The organism is Micromonospora coxensis (assembly GCF_900090295.1).
In the GTDB taxonomy this organism is placed as follows: Bacteria; Actinomycetota; Actinomycetes; order Mycobacteriales; family Micromonosporaceae; genus Micromonospora; species Micromonospora coxensis.
The window spans coordinates 2,756,012-2,770,586 of sequence record NZ_LT607753.1 but is presented as its reverse complement, the minus strand read 5'-3'; the positions used below and the strand labels follow the sequence as shown (position 1 = coordinate 2,770,586).

The following is a 14,575-nucleotide window of genomic DNA, read 5'->3' as shown; positions in this document are numbered from 1 at the left end:
GAAATGCTCATCAGCCAGCGACCGACTCTCTCCGAGGAGTCGATCAACGAGACCCGGTCCCGGTTCACCATCGAGCCGCTGGAGCCCGGCTTCGGCTACACCCTGGGCAACTCGCTGCGTCGTACGCTGCTGTCGTCCATCCCGGGTGCGGCGGTCACCTCGATCAAGATCGACGGTGTGCTGCACGAGTTCACCACCATCCCCGGGGTCAAGGAGGACGTGGTCGAGCTCGTCATGAACATCAAGGAGCTCTGCGTCAGCTCCGAGCACGACGAGCCGGTCAGCATGTACCTGCGCAAGCAGGGCCCGGGCGACGTGACCGCGGGCGACATCCAGCCCCCGGCCGGCGTCTCGGTGCACAACCCGGACCTGAAGCTCGCCACCCTGAACGGCAAGGGCCGGCTCGACATGGAGCTGACCGTCGAGCGGGGTCGGGGCTACGTCACGGCGGCGCAGAACAAGCAGGCCGGCGCCGAGATCGGCCGGATCCCGGTCGACTCGATCTACTCGCCGGTGCTCAAGGTGACGTACCGCGTCGAGGCGACCCGCGTCGAGCAGCGGACCGACTTCGACCGGCTGATCATCGACGTCGAGACCAAGCCGTCGATGGGCCCGCGTACCGCGCTGGCCTCGGCCGGCTCGACGCTGGTGGAGCTCTTCGGCCTGGCCCGGGAGCTGGACGAGACCGCTGAGGGCATCGACATCGGGCCGTCCCCGCAGGACGCCCAGCTGGCGGCGGACCTGGCTCTGCCGATCGAGGAGCTGGACCTCACCGTCCGCTCCTACAACTGCCTCAAGCGCGAGGGCATCAACTCCGTTGGTGAGCTGATCGGGCGCACCGAGGCCGACCTCCTCGACATCCGGAATTTCGGTCAGAAGTCGATCGACGAGGTCAAGATGAAGCTCGCCGGGATGGGTCTGGGGCTGAAGGACTCGGCCCCGAACTTCGACCCGGCGCACGTCGTGGACGCCTTCGGTGAGGCCGACTACGACACCGACGACTACCGCGAGACCGAGCAGCTCTAGTCCGCGCTGCCGCCACACCTGAGGAGCACCAAGCATGCCCACGCCCACCAAGGGCCCCCGCCTCGGCGGCAGCCCCGCGCACGAGCGGCTGATGCTGGCCAACCTGGCCACCGCGCTGTTCCAGCACGGCAAGATCCAGACCACCGAGACGAAGGCCCGGCGGCTGCGTCCGCTGGCCGAGCAGCTCATCACCAAGGCCAAGCGCGGCGACCTCGCCTCGCGGCGTCGGGTGCTGGGCGTCGTCAAGGACAAGGACGTGGTCTACGCCCTGTTCGACCAGATCGCGCCCCGGTACGCCAACCGCAACGGTGGCTACACCCGGATCGTGAAGACCGGTCCGCGCAAGGGTGACGCCGCTCCGATGGCGATCATCGAGCTGGTCGAGGAGCTTCAGGTCGCCGAGCCGAAGGCGAACAAGAAGACCGCCGCCCGCAAGGCCGCCCAGCAGGACAAGGTCGAGGCGCTCGCCCCCGCGGACGAGACCCCGAAGTCGACCGACGCGGACCAGGACGCCGAGGCTCCGGTGTCGGCGTCCGGTGACACCGCCGCCGCCCGTGAGGACAGCGACGAGGCCGCCGAGAACGACAAGGCCTGAGTCAGGCCACCGTCGGGCCCGACACCCCACCGGGGTGTCGGGCCCGACCCGTCACTGGAGGTACGAGGTGGACGAGCGGACCCGGCTGCGGCTGGACGTCTCGTACGACGGCACCGACTTCTCCGGCTGGGCCGTCCAGCCGACCCGCCGTACGGTCGCCGGGGTGCTCACCGCGACGCTGGACCTGGTGCTCGGGGCGGGCACCGCGACCGGCCTCACCGTGGCCGGCCGCACCGACGCCGGGGTGCACGCCACCGGGCAGGTCTGCCACCTCGACCTGCCCACCGTCGTGTGGCGCGAGCACGAGGGGCGGCTGCTGCGCCGGCTGGCCCGGCTGCTCCCCGCCGACGTGCGGGTCCGCGCGATGACCGAGGTGCCGGCCGACTTCGACGCCCGGTTCTCGGCGACGTTCCGCCGCTACGAGTACCGGGTGACCGACGCGCCGTGGGGCGCCGAGCCGCTGCGCCGGCGGGACACCCTGGCCTGGCCGAAGCCGCTGGAGTTGACCGCGCTGAACGCCGCGGCGGCCGGGCTGGTGGGGGAGCACGACTTCGCCGCGTACTGCCGGCGCAAGGAGAACGCCACCACGCTGCGCGAGGTGACCCGGCTGGACTGGCGGCGTGACCCGGACGGGATCCTCGTCGCCACCGTGCAGGCCGACGCGTTCTGCCAGAACATGGTGCGCAGCCTGGTCGGGGCGATGCTGGTCGCCGGGGACGGCCGCCGCCCGGTCGAGTGGCCGGCCAGCCTGCTCACCCGGCGGGAACGCTCCAGCGAGGTGACGGTGGCGCCCGCGCACGGGCTGGCGCTGGTCGAGGTCGGCTACCCCGACGACCCGGCCCAGTACGCCCGCCGTGCCGACCTGACCCGCCAGCTCCGCGTTCCCGCCGAATCCTGACCCGCCAGCTCCGCGTCCCCGCCGAACCCTGGTCAGCCGGCGCCGCGTCCTCGGCGAGTCCTGCCCGCGTCCGCTTGCCGGTCCGACCCGCGTCGGCTCGCCCGCCCGAGCGGGGTCGGAGGCGGCGGCGCGCGGCCTGCTCGGGTGGACCGGGTGCACCGGCGACCGGCCAGTGACCGTCCAGCAGCACCGAGGCCCGGTCCGCGGGGTGCGGGCCGGGCCTCCTGCGGGGCGGTGGCGGGTCAGTCGCCGGGGAGTTCCTCGCCGCCCTGGTCGGAGTCGCGGCTCCCGGTGGTGGGCTGCACCGCCGTGCCACCGGCCGCCCGCCGGTCGAGCACTCCCTGGTTGAGGTGCAGTTCGATCATCTCGTACAGGATCTCGCGGACCTTACCGTCGCCGGCCGGCACCGCGCCGCCGTCGGCGCGTACGACCAGGCAGTAGGCGACGTAGTGACCGCGTACCTGCCAGCCGACCCGGGCGGCGGCGGTGGTGATCGCCTCGGTGTCCTCACCGGCGGCCAGGCCCCGGAAGCGGCCCTGCCGATCGTCGAGCATCTGCCGGATCCGGTCCCGGGCACGTTGCGCGCTCGACTTGTCGGTCAGGTTGAACAGCCCGGCGGTCACCAGGTACTCGCCGTCGGGGGAGCGGAGCGTGGCCCGGACGACCTGGCTGCACCCGAGGCGGACCAGCAGGTCGGCGATCTCCCCGGTGGCGGCCACCGCACAACTGCCGCCGGAGTGCGTCTTGAGCACCGTGTACGCGGGCTGTCCGTCGGCGACCACCAGCTTGGTGCCGGGGAACACCTCCTTGGCGGTGAGCGGCTGCTGGTCGGTGTCCCGGGAGTCCAGGTCGCCGGAGGACGGCTCGGGAGTGGGGGCCGCGGCGCTGGCCGACGCGCCGGGTGCGGCCCGGTCGGTGTCGGAGGTGCGCTCCACCAGCAGGGCGGCCGCGCCGAGACCGCAGAGCGCCAGCAGCACCAGCACGGCCGCGCCACCGACCAGCACCTGCCAGAGCCGGCCGCCGCCGCGCCCGGAGCGGCGGGACCGGGGCAGGTCCGGTGGCTCCGTCGGGGCGTACCCCTGGGTGGGTGGCGGTGGTGGGACCTGGACGGACGAGCGGACCGGGATCGGCTCGGGGTCCGGCAGGACCTCGGCGGGGGGCGGCTCGGGCGCCCCGAGGGCGGGCGGGGTGGCCCGGGGCAGTGACGGGGTGGGGAAGCGGGACGGGGACGGCCCGGCGGGCGCGGGCGGGCCGGGGGCGACGTCCGGCAGGTCCGACCGGGACCCCGGATGTTGCACGAAGGCGTCCTCATCGGACTCGTACCGATACACCATGTGAGCTAGAGTAGGGCTCATTGTCCCTTTAGAGGGTAATAATGGGAAATTGCGGTACGGCGCGTCGGATTCTGCTGACCGAGGCGACCGCGACCCGGCTCCCGGCCGGTGCGAGAATGCCCGTCGTGACCGGCGACCACTACTTCTCCACCGAACCCACCACCGCGGCCCACCCGCGCGAGGTCGAGTTCCACGTCGCCGGGCGCGACTACACCCTCGCCTCCGCCGGCGGGGTCTTCTCCGCCGACCGGCTCGACCCCGGCACCGCCGTGCTGCTGCGCAAGGCCGAGCTGCCGGCCGCCGGCACCGGCGGCGACCTGCTCGACATCGGCTCCGGGTTCGGGCCGATCAGCTGCGTACTCGCCTGCACCGCGCCCGCCGCCACCGTCTGGGCGGTCGACGTCAACGAGCGGGCCCGCGCGCTGACCGCCGAGAACGCCCGGCGGGTCGGCGCCGCCGACCGGATCCGCACGGTCGCCCCGGACGACGTGCCCGCCGACGTCACCTTCACCCAGATCTGGTCCAACCCGCCCATCCGCATCGGCAAGGCCGAACTGCACGAGCTGCTGCGCCGCTGGCTGCCCCGGCTCGCCCCGGACGGAGTGGCCTGGCTGGTGGTCGCCCGCCACCTCGGCGGCGACTCGCTGCACCGGTGGCTCGTCGACGAAGGCTGGCAGGTCGACCGCCGGGCCAGCCAGAAGGGCTACCGGGTGCTGCGGGTCACCCGGTAATCCGGTGTCGCCCGCCCGGGCCGCTCCGGCAGGATGCCGGCGTGGGTTACGTGGACGTGGCAGGGGTCGGACACATCCTCCCGGACGGTCGGGAGCTCTTCGCCGACGTCTCCTTCCGGGTCGCCGACGGCGCCAAGGTCGCCCTGGTCGGCCCGAACGGGGCGGGGAAGACCACCCTGCTGCGGATGGTCGCCGGCGACCTGCCGGTGCGTACCGGTGTGGTCGCCCGCTCCGGCGGCCTCGGCGTGATGCGGCAGTTCATCGGCATGATCGGGGACGAGTCCACCCTCGCCGACCTGGCGCTCTCCCTCGCCCCGCCGGCACTGCGCGACGCCGGCCGTCGGCTCGCCACGACCGAGGCGGCCATGCGGGCGGCCGAGCTGCGCGGCAAGTACAGCACCGCCGCCGGCAAGGCCCAACTGGCGTACGCGGACGCGCTCGCCGCCTGGGGCGAGGCCGGCGGGTACGACGCCGAAGTGCTCTTCGACACCGTCGCCACCATCGTGCTGGACCTGCCGTGGGACGCCGCCCGGGACCGTCCGGTGCGGACCCTCTCCGGCGGCCAGCAGAAACGCTTCGCCCTGGAACTGCTGCTGCGCGGCACCGAGGAGGTGCTGCTCCTCGACGAGCCGGACAACTTCCTCGACGTGCCCGGCAAACGGTGGCTGGAGGTGCGGCTGCGCGAGTCCGGCAAGTCCGTGCTGTACGTCTCGCACGACCGCGAGCTGCTGGCGCAGACCGCCGACCGGGTGGTGGCCGTCGAGGGCGGCAGCGCCTGGGTGCACCCGGGTGGCTTCGCGAGCTGGCACGACGCCCGGGTGGCCCGGCACGCCCGCCTCGACGAGCTGCGCCGCCGCTGGGACGAGGAGCACCAGAAGCTGCGCGAGCTGATGCTGATGTACAAGCAGAAGGCGGCGTACAACGACGGGATGGCGTCGCGGTACCAGGCCGCGCAGACCCGGCTGCGCAAGTTCGAGGAGGCCGGGCCGCCGCCCGTACCCCCGAAGGACCAGGACATCCGGATGCGGCTGGCCGGCGGGCGGACCGGCAAGCGCGCGGTGATCTGCGAGCAGCTGGAGCTGGACGGCCTCACCTACCCCTTCGACCTGGAACTCTGGTACGGCGACCGGGTCGCCGTGCTCGGCGCCAACGGCACCGGCAAGTCGCACTTCCTGCGGCTGCTCGCCCGGGGCGGCACCGACCCCGACCCGGCGCAGACCCCGGTCGGCGCGGCGGCCCTCGCCCCGGTCGCCCACGACGGGGTGGCCCGCCTCGGCGCCCGGGTCCGGCCCGGCCACTTCTCCCAGACCCACGACCGTCCGGAGCTGACGGAGAAGACCCTGGTCGAGATCCTCTGGCGGGGCGACGAGCACCGGGCCGGCATGGACCGGCACGCGGCGATGGCCGCGCTGTCCCGGTACGAGCTGGCCGGGCAGGGCGACCAACGCTTCGGCACTCTCTCCGGCGGCCAGCAGGCCCGGTTCCTGGTGCTGCTGCTGGAGCTGTCCGGGGCGACCCTGCTGCTGCTCGACGAGCCCACCGACAACCTCGACCTGGCGTCGGCGGAGGCGCTGGAGGCGGGGCTGGGCGCCTTCTCCGGGACGGTCGTCGCGGTCACCCACGACCGCTGGTTCACCCGCTCCTTCGACCGGTTCGTGCTGTTCCGGGGTGACGGTGAGGTGGTGGAGACCCCCGAGCCGGTCTGGGACGTCGCCCGCTGACCGTCGACGTTACGGCCGGCCACGGTGACCGGCCCGGCCCTGGTGACCGGCCCGGTACGGGGCGGTCGGGCCGGCATAGGGTGGATCTCGTGACTGAGATGACCTACCGCCGGCTGGGCGACTCCGGGCTCGTGGTGTCCGTGGTCGGCATCGGCTGCAACAACTTCGGCCGCAAGCTCGACCTCGACGGCACCCGCGCGGTGGTCGACGCCGCGCTCGACGCCGGGATCAACTTCTTCGACACCGCCGACATCTACGGCGAGCCGCAGGGCGGCTCCGAGGAACTGCTCGGACAGGCGTTGAAGGGCCGCCGTGACGACGTGGTGGTGGCCACCAAGTTCGGCATGGACATGCACGGCCTGAACGGCCCGGACCACGGCGCCCGGGGCGCGCGCCGCTACATCGCCCGGGCCGTGGAGGCGTCGCTGCGGCGGCTCGGCACCGACCACATCGACCTGTACCAGATGCACGAGCCGGACCCGGGCACCCCGATCGACGAGACGCTCGCCGCCCTGGACGACCTGGTCCGGGCCGGGAAGGTGCGCTACCTCGGCAACTCCAACTTCGCCGGCTGGCAGATCGCCGACGCGGACTGGACGGCGTCGTCGCAGGGCCGTACCCGGTTCATCAGCGCGCAGAACCACTACTCGCTGCTGGAGCGGGGAGTGGAGGCCGAGGTGATCCCCGCCTGCGAGCGCTTCGGCCTGGGCATGCTGCCCTTCTTCCCGCTCGCCAACGGCCTGCTCACCGGCAAGTACAAGCGCGGTGAAGCCCCGCCGGCCGGCAGCCGACTCGCCGGCGGTGGCCGGTACGCGCAGCGCCTCGCGGCGGCGAACTGGGACACCATCGAGGCGATCGAGGCGTACGCCGCCGAGCGGGAGCTGACGATGCTCCAGGTGGCCATCGGTGGACTGGCCGCCCGGCCCGCGGTGACCTCGGTGATCGCCGGCGCGACCACGCCCGAGCAGGTACGGGCGAACGCCGCCGCCGGGACCTGGCAGCCCACCGACGAGGACCTGGACGCCCTCGACGCCATCCTCTGACTCGCCGTTCCGCCTCGCCACCCGAGCCGGGCGGCGAGGCGGGTGGTGGTTCTCGGGCACGGGCTGGGCCTTCGCCGGCCGGCGTCCGCAGCCGGCTACGCCTCCTCGCCGGTTGCGGGTCTACGCGGCTGTGGGTCTTCGTCGGATGTTGCTCTTGGCCGGCTGCGAGTCGGCGGCGTCTTCAGCCGGTGTCGTTGCCCGCTGCTGCCGGCTGCCCGCTGCTGGCTGCTGGCTGCTGCTCAGGGTGACGGTGGCGGGGATCAGTGGGAGGGGTTGCGCTGGATCTGGCGCTCGCGGAGGGCGTCGGCGACCAGGGCGACGGTGCGGGCGGGGTGACGGAGCACGTCGTCGGCGGTGAAGCGGAGCACGAGCCAGCCCGCCGCGCGCAGCGCGTTCAGCCGGGCGACGTCCTGCCGGAAGTGGGCGCGCTCCCGGTGGTGGTCGCCGTCGTACTCGACCGCCACGCGCAGGGCCGGCCAGGCCAGGTCGACCCGGCCGGCGAACCGTCCCCGGGCGTCGAGCGCGTCGACGGCGACCACGGCGTCGGTACGGGGCCCCTGCCGGCCCAGGTCGAACGCGGTACGCAGCCCGGTGGTGACCGGCAGGCCGCCGAAGCGGGGTCACGTCACCGGCCGGCACCGCCGACCGGCTGACCCGGACCCGGGGCGGGACCCGCATCCGGGCGGTGCGGGGCAGCAGCACGGACACCGGCGCGTCCCGGCCGAGCAGGTCGGCCCCCCACAGGTACGCGGCGCTGGCCCCCGCGATCGCCGCGCCCGGCGGCAGCAGCAGCGCCACCGCGTCGCACCACATGCGATGGTCGGCCGCGCGGAAGCCGTCCCGGTGCACGTACACGTCGGGCAGCAGCCGGCGCCAGGCCGGGCCGCGCAGCATCGACCAGGTGAGCAGGCCCTCGGCGACCGCACGGCTGCCCCGGAAGGGCAGGAACGCCAGCCGTCGCGGGACCCGGGCGCGAGCGGGCATCCGGACAGGGGGCCGTGACCGGGCGGTCACCCGCCGCCCCTGCCGTCGACCGTGGATGGTGGGTGGGAAAAACGTCACCCACTCTTCCGCCGTCCGGCGACACGTCGTACGGTAGGCCCGCAAGTGACCCACGGGAGCCCGGTGCACCGGGCTGAGAGGGGGGCTGAAGCCCCCGACCGTCGAACCTGATCCGGGTAATGCCGGCGCAGGGAGGAGTGTTGCCGTGCCGTCCCTCGGACGACTGCATCTGATCACCGACACCCGGCCGGGGCGTGACCCGCTCGCCGTGCTGCGCGCCGCCCTGCCGGTGGCCCGCGCCGAACTGGTCGTCCAGGTCCGGGTGGAGGACGACGCCACCGACCGCGAGGCGTACGAGCTGGCCGGGCGGGTGCTCGCGCTCTGCGCGCCGTACGGGGCGACGTGCCTGGTCAACGACCGGCTGCACGTGGCCCTGGCGGTGGGCGCCGCGGGCGGGCACGTCGGCGCGGAGGACCTGCCGGTGGCGGCGGCCCGCCGGGTGCTCGGCCCGACCGCCGTGCTCGGCGCGACCGCCCGGGAGCCGCTGACGGCCACCGAGGCGGTCGCCGCCGGCGCCGGCTACCTGGGCGTCGGCCCCTGCCACGCGACCACCACCAAGACCGGCCTGCCCGACCCGATCGGCCCCGACGGGGTACGCGCCGTCGCCGGGGCGGTGGACGTGCCGGTGATCGCCATCGGCGGGGTGACCGTCGAGACGGTGCCCGCGCTGCGGGCCGCCGGGGCGTACGGGGTGGCGGTGGTCGGGGCGCTCTCCGACAGCCCCGATCCGGCCCGGACGACCGCCGCGCTCGTCGAGGCCCTGACGTGCTGACCCGGCCGGACGTCGCCGTGGTGGGGGCGGGACCGGTCGGGCTGGCGATCGCGTGGCGGTGCGCGTCGCGCGGGCTGCGCGTCGTCGTCCACGATCCCGCCCCGGGCTCCGGCGCCTCGCACGTCGCCGCCGGGATGCTCTCCCCGGTCGCCGAGGCGTACTTCGGGGAGCACGAGCTGACCGGGCTGCTCGCCGAGTCCGCCGCCCGCTGGCCCGGCTTCGCCGCCGAGCTGGCCGAGGCCGCCGGGGTGGAGTTCGGCCACCGGACCGAGGGCACCCTGGTCGTCGGGCTGACCTCCGACGACCTGGCCGAGGCGCGCCGGCTGTGGTCGTACCAGCAGGGGTTGGGACTGCCGATCACCCCGCTGCGCCCCTCGCAGCTGCGCGACCGCGAGCCGGCGCTGGCGCCGCGGGTGCGCGGCGGCGCGGTCGCGCCCGGTGACCATCAGGTCGACCCCCGGCGGCTGGTCGCGGCGCTGCGCTCGGCGGCCGAGCGGGCCGGCGCGACGCTGGTCCCCGGCCCGGTCGCCCGCCTCGACGACGTGGCCGCCCGGGTCACCGTGGTGGCCGCCGGCTGCGGCGCCGCCGCGCTCACCGGCCTGCCCGTGCGGCCGGTGAAGGGGCAGGTGCTGCGGCTGCGCGCGCCCGGTCGCGCCGCGCCGGACTTCCGGCACGTGATCCGGGGGTACGCCGACGGCGAGTCGGTCTACCTGGTGCCCCGGGCCGACGGGGAGGTGGTGGTCGGGGCCACCGTGGAGGAACGCACCGACACCGAGGTGACCGCCGGCGCGGTGCTGCGGCTGCTGCGTGCCGCCGTCGACCTGGTGCCCGACCTGGCCGAGTACGACCTGGTGGAGGCGTCCGCCGGGCTGCGCCCCGGCACCCCGGACAACGCGCCGATCCTCGGGCCGCTGCCCGGCCACCCCGGTGTGCTGGTCGCGACCGGGCACCACCGGCACGGCATCGTGCTCACCCCGGTCACCGCCGACCTGATCACCGAGCTGGTCGTCACCGGCGAGGCGGACCCGCTGCTCGCGCCGTTCACGCCGGAGCGGTTCAGCCGGCCGGACGCCCCGCACCCCGGGCCGGCCCGGGTCGGGCCCGCCGGATCGAGCACCCAGGAGGAGCACAGGTGGAACTGATCGTCAACGGGGCCGGGCGGACCGTGCCTGGCGGAGCGACGGTGGCCGACGTGGTCCGCCAGGTCACCGAGCAGCAGCGCGGCCTCGCGGTCGCGGTCAACGGCGAGGTGGTGCCGCGCACCGGCTGGCCGGCCACGGTGCTGCGCGACGGCGACCGGGTCGAGGTGCTCAGCGCCGCCCAGGGCGGGTGAGCGCGGTGAGCTTCGAGATCGGTGGCGTGACCTTCGGCTCCCGGCTGATCCTCGGCACCGGTGGGGCGGCCAACCTGCACGTGCTGGAGCAGGCGATCCGGGCATCCGGCACCGAGCTGGTCACCCTGGCGCTGCGCCGGGTCGACACCGCGCCCGGCACCGCCGGCGGACTGCTCGACCTGCTGGACCGGTGCGGCGTGCGGCTGCTGCCCAACACCGCCGGCTGCTACACCGCCGGCGAGGCGGTGAAGGTGGCGCACCTGGCCCGCGACGCGTTCGACACCGACTGGGTGAAGCTGGAGGTGATCGGCGACGAGCGGACGCTGCTGCCCGACGGGGTGGAACTGCTGCGCGCGGCGGAGGAGCTGGTCGGAGACGGATTCGTGGTGCTGCCGTACACGTCGGACGACCCGATCCTGGCCCGCCGGCTGGCCGACGTCGGCTGCGCGGCGGTGATGCCGGCCGGCGCGCCGATCGGGTCCGGGCTCGGCGTCAGCAACCCGCACCACATCCGGCTGATCCGGCAGAGCGTGGACGTGCCGGTGATCCTCGACGCCGGCATCGGCACCGCCTCCGACGCCGCGCTCGCCATGGAGCTGGGCTGCGACGCGGTGCTGCTGGCCAGCGCGGTGACCCGGGCCGCCGACCCGGTGGCGATGGCCACCGCCATGCGGTACGCCGTCGAGGCCGGGCGGCTCGCGTACGGCGCCGGGCGGATCGCCCGCCGCTTCCACGCCCTCGCCTCCACCCCGGACGAAGGCAGGCCCGACCTGTGACGGCCCGGACATCGGGGGTGGCCGTCGCGGATCCGGTCCGGCCCGGGACGGGGCGGATCCCGTCGGGCGTGGTGCTGCTGACGGACCGGCGGGTGGCCCGGCGGCCACTGGTCGAGGTGGTCGCCGGGGCCGTCGCCGGGGGAGTGCGCTGGGTGGTGCTGCGGGAGAAGGACCTGCCCCGCGTCGAGCGGGCCGCGCTCGCGGCGCGGCTGCGGGCGGTCCTCGCCGAGGCCGGCGGCAGCCTGGTCGTCGCCGGCCCGGACCCGCTCGACGGCGATGCCGTCCACCTGCCCGCCGCCGGCCCGTACCCGCCGCCGGCCGTCGGGCTGGTCGGCCGGTCCTGCCACGACGAGGCGGAGCTGGCCCGACTCACCACCGAGGACTACGTGACGCTGTCACCGGTCTTCCCCACCCGGACCAAACCCGGCTACGGCCCACCCCTGCTCCCCGACGGTCTGCGCGAGCTGATCGGGCGCGGCCCGGTCCCGGTCCTCGCCCTCGGCGGCATCGAGACCCCTGAGCAGGCCGGCGCCTGCGTCGAGGCAGGGGCCGTCGGGGTGGCCGTGCTCGGCGCGATCATGCGGGCCGACGACCCGGCAGCCTCGGCCGCCGCCCTCACCCGCGCCCTCGCCGACACGACCACCGCCACGTCGCCCACCACCCTGGGCAGAGCCTCCACAGCAGCAGCCACCGCCGCCTCGCCCACCCCGCTGGGCAGAACCTTCGAGGAGGCGGCCACCTCCGAGACGCCCACCCCGCGCGTCCCGGCGGACGCCCGCACGACGGGGCTGCGGCCGACCGTGCCCACGCAGGGATCAAGCCTGACCGCCCGGAGTGGGCACGGTCGGCCGCAGCCCCCCACCGGAAGAGGACAGCAGTGACGCCACAGACCGTGCTCACCATCGCCGGATCAGACTCCGGCGGGGGAGCGGGCATCCAGGCCGACCTCAAGGTCTTCGCCGCGCTCGGCGCGTACGGCACCAGTGTGATCACCGCGATCACCGCCCAGAACACCCGGGGCGTGGACGCCGTGCTGCCGCTGCCCCCGCGCACCGTCACCGACCAGCTCGACAGCGTGCTCGCCGACTTCGGCGTACGGGCGGTGAAGACCGGGATGCTCGGCACCCCGGCCGTCGCCGACGCGATCGCCGAGGCGGCGAAGGCGGGCCGACTGCCGCACCTGGTCGTCGACCCGGTGCTGGTCGCCACCAGCGGGCACCCGCTCGGCGTGGTGGCGGCGGTCGAGCGGCTGCTGCCGTACGCGCAGGTGGCGACGCCGAACTGCGCGGAGGCCGCCGCCCTCACCGGACGCCCGGTGACCACGGTCGAGGAGATGGTCGCGGCGGCCGAGGCGCTCGCGGCCGGTGGCCCGGCGCACGTCGTGGTGACCGGCGGCGACGTGGACGCCGACGGCGAGTCGGTGGACGTGCTCTGCGGCGGCGGGACGACCACGCTGCTGCGCGCGCCCCGGGTGGACACCCGGCACAACCACGGCACGGGTTGCTCGTTCTCGGCGGCGGTCGCCGTCCGGCTGGCCGCCGGTGACCCGGTGCCGGTCGCGGTCGCCGCCGCCAAGGAGTACGTCACCCGCGCGCTGACCGGCGCGCGGGACTGGGAGCTGGGCGCGGGACGCGGCCCGCTGGACCACTTCGGCTGGTCCTGTTGACCATCAGGGAGGCTGTCATGCAGGCACGTCGCAAGGTCTACGTCGAGGGGTCACGGCCGGACATCCGGGTGCCGTTCGCCGAGGTGGTGCTGACCGGGGACAACCCCCCGCTGCGCCTCTACGACACCTCCGGGCCGGGATCGGACCCCGAGGTGGGGCTGCCCCCGCTGCGCGGGCCGTGGATCGCCGAGCGCGGTGACGTGGCTCCGGTGCGCGGCGCCGGTACCCCGCTGGCGGGGACCCGTCCGACCCAGCTCGCCTACGCGCGGGCCGGGATCGTCACCCCGGAGATGGAGTTCGTGGCCGTCCGGGAGGGAGTGGCGCCCGAGTTCGTCCGGGACGAGATCGCCGCCGGGCGGGCGGTGCTGCCGCTCAACGTCAACCACCCGGAGTGCGAGCCGGCGATCATCGGCAAGGCGTTCCTGGTGAAGGTCAACGCCAACATCGGCACCTCCGCGGTCACCTCCTCGGTGGCCGAGGAGGTGGAGAAGCTGACCTGGGCCACCCGGTGGGGCGCGGACACGGTGATGGACCTCTCCACGGGCAAGCGGATCCACGAGACCCGCGAGGCGATCGTGCGCAACTCGCCGGTCCCGATCGGCACCGTGCCGATCTACCAGGCGCTGGAGAAGGTCGGTGGCGACCCGGTGAAGCTGAGCTGGGAGGTGTTCCGGGAGACCGTCGTCGAGCAGGCCGAGCAGGGCGTGGACTACATGACCGTGCACGCCGGGGTGCTGCTGCCGTACGTGCCGCTGGCCGTCGACCGGGTCACCGGCATCGTCTCCCGGGGCGGCTCGATCATGGCCGCCTGGTGCCTGGCGCACCACGAGGAGAACTTCCTCTACACCAACTTCCGCGAGCTGTGCGAGATCCTCGCCCGCTACGACGTCACCTTCTCCCTCGGCGACGGGCTGCGTCCCGGCTCGATCGCCGACGCCAACGACGAGGCGCAGTTCGCCGAGCTGCGCACCCTCGGCGAGCTGACGAAGATCGCCTGGGAGTACGACGTCCAGGTGATGATCGAGGGCCCGGGCCACGTGCCGATGCACAAGATCAAGGAGAACGTGGACCTCCAGCAGGAGTGGTGCCACGAGGCCCCGTTCTACACGCTCGGCCCGCTGACCACCGACATCGCGCCCGCGTACGACCACATCACCTCGGCCATCGGCGCCGCGATGATCGGCATGTTCGGCACCGCGATGCTCTGCTACGTCACCCCGAAGGAGCACCTCGGGCTGCCGGACCGCGACGACGTCAAGGCGGGCGTGATCGCGTACAAGATCGCGGCGCACGCGGCGGACCTGGCCAAGGGCCACCCCGGCGCGCAGGCGTGGGACGACGCGCTCTCCAAGGCGCGGTTCGAGTTCCGCTGGGAGGACCAGTTCAACCTCTCGCTGGACCCGGAGACCGCGCGGTCGTACCACGACGCGACGCTGCCGGCCGAGCCGGCGAAGACCGCCCACTTCTGCTCGATGTGCGGGCCGAAGTTCTGCTCCATGAAGATCACCCAGGAGCTGAAGGACTACGCCGCGCGGGGCATGAAGGACAAGTCGGAGGAGTTCGTCTCCTCCGGCGGGAAGGTCTACCTCCCGCTGGCCTGACCGGTCGACGTGCGGCG

At 74.5% G+C, this 14,575-nt stretch carries 14 protein-coding genes, 1 pseudogene and 1 riboswitch; of the genes and pseudogenes, 13 read left to right on the top strand and 2 right to left on the bottom strand.

Annotation, left to right across the window (positions count from 1 at the left end):
• The first annotated feature begins 3 nt into the window (after positions 1-3).
• The 3 genes from GA0070614_RS12395 (at position 4) to truA (ending at position 2,519) form a co-directional block, all read left to right on the top strand.
• Entirely contained in the window at positions 4-1,026 is a 1,023-nt protein-coding gene (locus tag GA0070614_RS12395) for a DNA-directed RNA polymerase subunit alpha (protein WP_013735931.1), read from the top strand.
• 34 nt (positions 1,027-1,060) lie between these two features.
• Positions 1,061-1,621, top strand: coding sequence for a 50S ribosomal protein L17 (gene rplQ, locus GA0070614_RS12390; RefSeq protein WP_088976107.1), 561 nt, complete (start codon positions 1,061-1,063; stop codon positions 1,619-1,621).
• Between the two features lie 67 nt (positions 1,622-1,688).
• Positions 1,689-2,519 (top strand): tRNA pseudouridine(38-40) synthase TruA, encoded by an 831-nt coding sequence (gene truA, locus GA0070614_RS12385; RefSeq protein ID WP_088976106.1) that lies wholly within the window; start codon positions 1,689-1,691, stop codon positions 2,517-2,519.
• A 242-nt stretch (positions 2,520-2,761) separates the two neighbouring features.
• Here the strand turns inward: truA and GA0070614_RS12380 are convergent, their stop codons facing one another.
• Positions 2,762-3,853: a hypothetical protein gene (locus tag GA0070614_RS12380; protein ID WP_088976105.1), complete on the bottom strand. Its 1,092-nt coding sequence runs from the start codon at positions 3,851-3,853 to the stop codon at positions 2,762-2,764.
• Positions 3,854-3,978: 125 nt separating this feature from the next.
• On the opposite strand from GA0070614_RS12380, the gene GA0070614_RS12375 reads away from it, so the two are divergent.
• The 3 genes from GA0070614_RS12375 (at position 3,979) to GA0070614_RS12365 (ending at position 7,348) form a co-directional block, all read left to right on the top strand.
• Complete coding sequence (locus GA0070614_RS12375; RefSeq protein WP_088979396.1) at positions 3,979-4,584, top strand: class I SAM-dependent methyltransferase; 606 nt, start codon at positions 3,979-3,981, stop codon at positions 4,582-4,584.
• Positions 4,585-4,625: 41 nt separating this feature from the next.
• Positions 4,626-6,305, top strand: coding sequence for an ABC-F family ATP-binding cassette domain-containing protein (locus tag GA0070614_RS12370; protein WP_088976104.1), 1,680 nt, complete (start codon positions 4,626-4,628; stop codon positions 6,303-6,305).
• A gap of 80 nt (positions 6,306-6,385) precedes the next feature.
• The gene (locus tag GA0070614_RS12365; protein WP_172892422.1) at positions 6,386-7,348 is read left to right on the top strand and encodes an aldo/keto reductase; all 963 of its coding nucleotides are present in this window, start codon (positions 6,386-6,388) and stop codon (positions 7,346-7,348) included.
• Positions 7,349-7,608: 260 nt separating this feature from the next.
• Here GA0070614_RS12365 and GA0070614_RS31130 read toward each other — a convergent pair whose 3' ends face one another.
• Positions 7,609-7,887 carry an endonuclease domain-containing protein gene (locus GA0070614_RS31130; RefSeq protein ID WP_231933621.1) on the bottom strand — a complete coding sequence of 93 codons (279 nt, stop codon included), beginning with the start codon at positions 7,885-7,887 and terminating at the stop codon, positions 7,609-7,611.
• Positions 7,888-8,453: 566 nt separating this feature from the next.
• A riboswitch (TPP riboswitch) is annotated at positions 8,454-8,561 on the top strand.
• On the opposite strand from GA0070614_RS31130, the gene thiE reads away from it, so the two are divergent.
• The 7 genes and pseudogenes from thiE (at position 8,556) to thiC (ending at position 14,558) form a co-directional block, all read left to right on the top strand.
• On the top strand, positions 8,556-9,182 hold the full coding sequence (gene thiE, locus GA0070614_RS12355; RefSeq protein WP_088976102.1) for a thiamine phosphate synthase: 627 nt from the start codon (positions 8,556-8,558) through the stop codon (positions 9,180-9,182). It overlaps the preceding riboswitch by 6 nt.
• Complete coding sequence (thiO, locus tag GA0070614_RS12350) at positions 9,176-10,324, top strand: glycine oxidase ThiO (protein WP_088976101.1); 1,149 nt, start codon at positions 9,176-9,178, stop codon at positions 10,322-10,324. Before thiE ends, thiO begins: the two co-directional genes overlap by 7 nt.
• Entirely contained in the window at positions 10,315-10,515 is a 201-nt protein-coding gene (gene thiS / locus GA0070614_RS12345) for a sulfur carrier protein ThiS (RefSeq protein ID WP_088976100.1), read from the top strand. Before thiO ends, thiS begins: the two co-directional genes overlap by 10 nt.
• A complete protein-coding gene (locus GA0070614_RS12340) occupies positions 10,512-11,291 on the top strand; it encodes a thiazole synthase (RefSeq protein WP_088976099.1) in 780 nt (259 codons plus the stop codon). The genes thiS and GA0070614_RS12340 overlap by 4 nt, the downstream gene beginning before the upstream one ends.
• 56 nt (positions 11,292-11,347) lie before the next feature.
• Positions 11,348-11,938: pseudogene (locus tag GA0070614_RS12335) on the top strand (thiamine phosphate synthase); the annotation flags it as partial.
• Positions 11,939-12,168: 230 nt separating this feature from the next.
• Positions 12,169-12,957 carry a bifunctional hydroxymethylpyrimidine kinase/phosphomethylpyrimidine kinase gene (gene thiD / locus GA0070614_RS12330; RefSeq protein ID WP_088976097.1) on the top strand — a complete coding sequence of 263 codons (789 nt, stop codon included), beginning with the start codon at positions 12,169-12,171 and terminating at the stop codon, positions 12,955-12,957.
• Positions 12,958-12,974: 17 nt separating this feature from the next.
• Positions 12,975-14,558, top strand: coding sequence for a phosphomethylpyrimidine synthase ThiC (gene thiC, locus GA0070614_RS12325; RefSeq protein WP_088976096.1), 1,584 nt, complete (start codon positions 12,975-12,977; stop codon positions 14,556-14,558).
• Positions 14,559-14,575: the final 17 nt, after the last annotated feature.

Excerpts from the sequence above, each read along its gene's own strand:
- thiC (WP_088976096.1), top strand. The coding sequence starts at position 12,975 with ATGCAGGCACGTCGCAAGGTCTACGTCGAGGGGTCACGGCCGGACATC.
- GA0070614_RS12395 (WP_013735931.1), top strand. The coding sequence starts at position 4 with ATGCTCATCAGCCAGCGACCGACTCTCTCCGAGGAGTCGATCAACGAG.
- rplQ (WP_088976107.1), top strand. The coding sequence starts at position 1,061 with ATGCCCACGCCCACCAAGGGCCCCCGCCTCGGCGGCAGCCCCGCGCAC.
- GA0070614_RS12380 (WP_088976105.1), bottom strand. The coding sequence starts at position 3,853 with ATGGTGTATCGGTACGAGTCCGATGAGGACGCCTTCGTGCAACATCCG.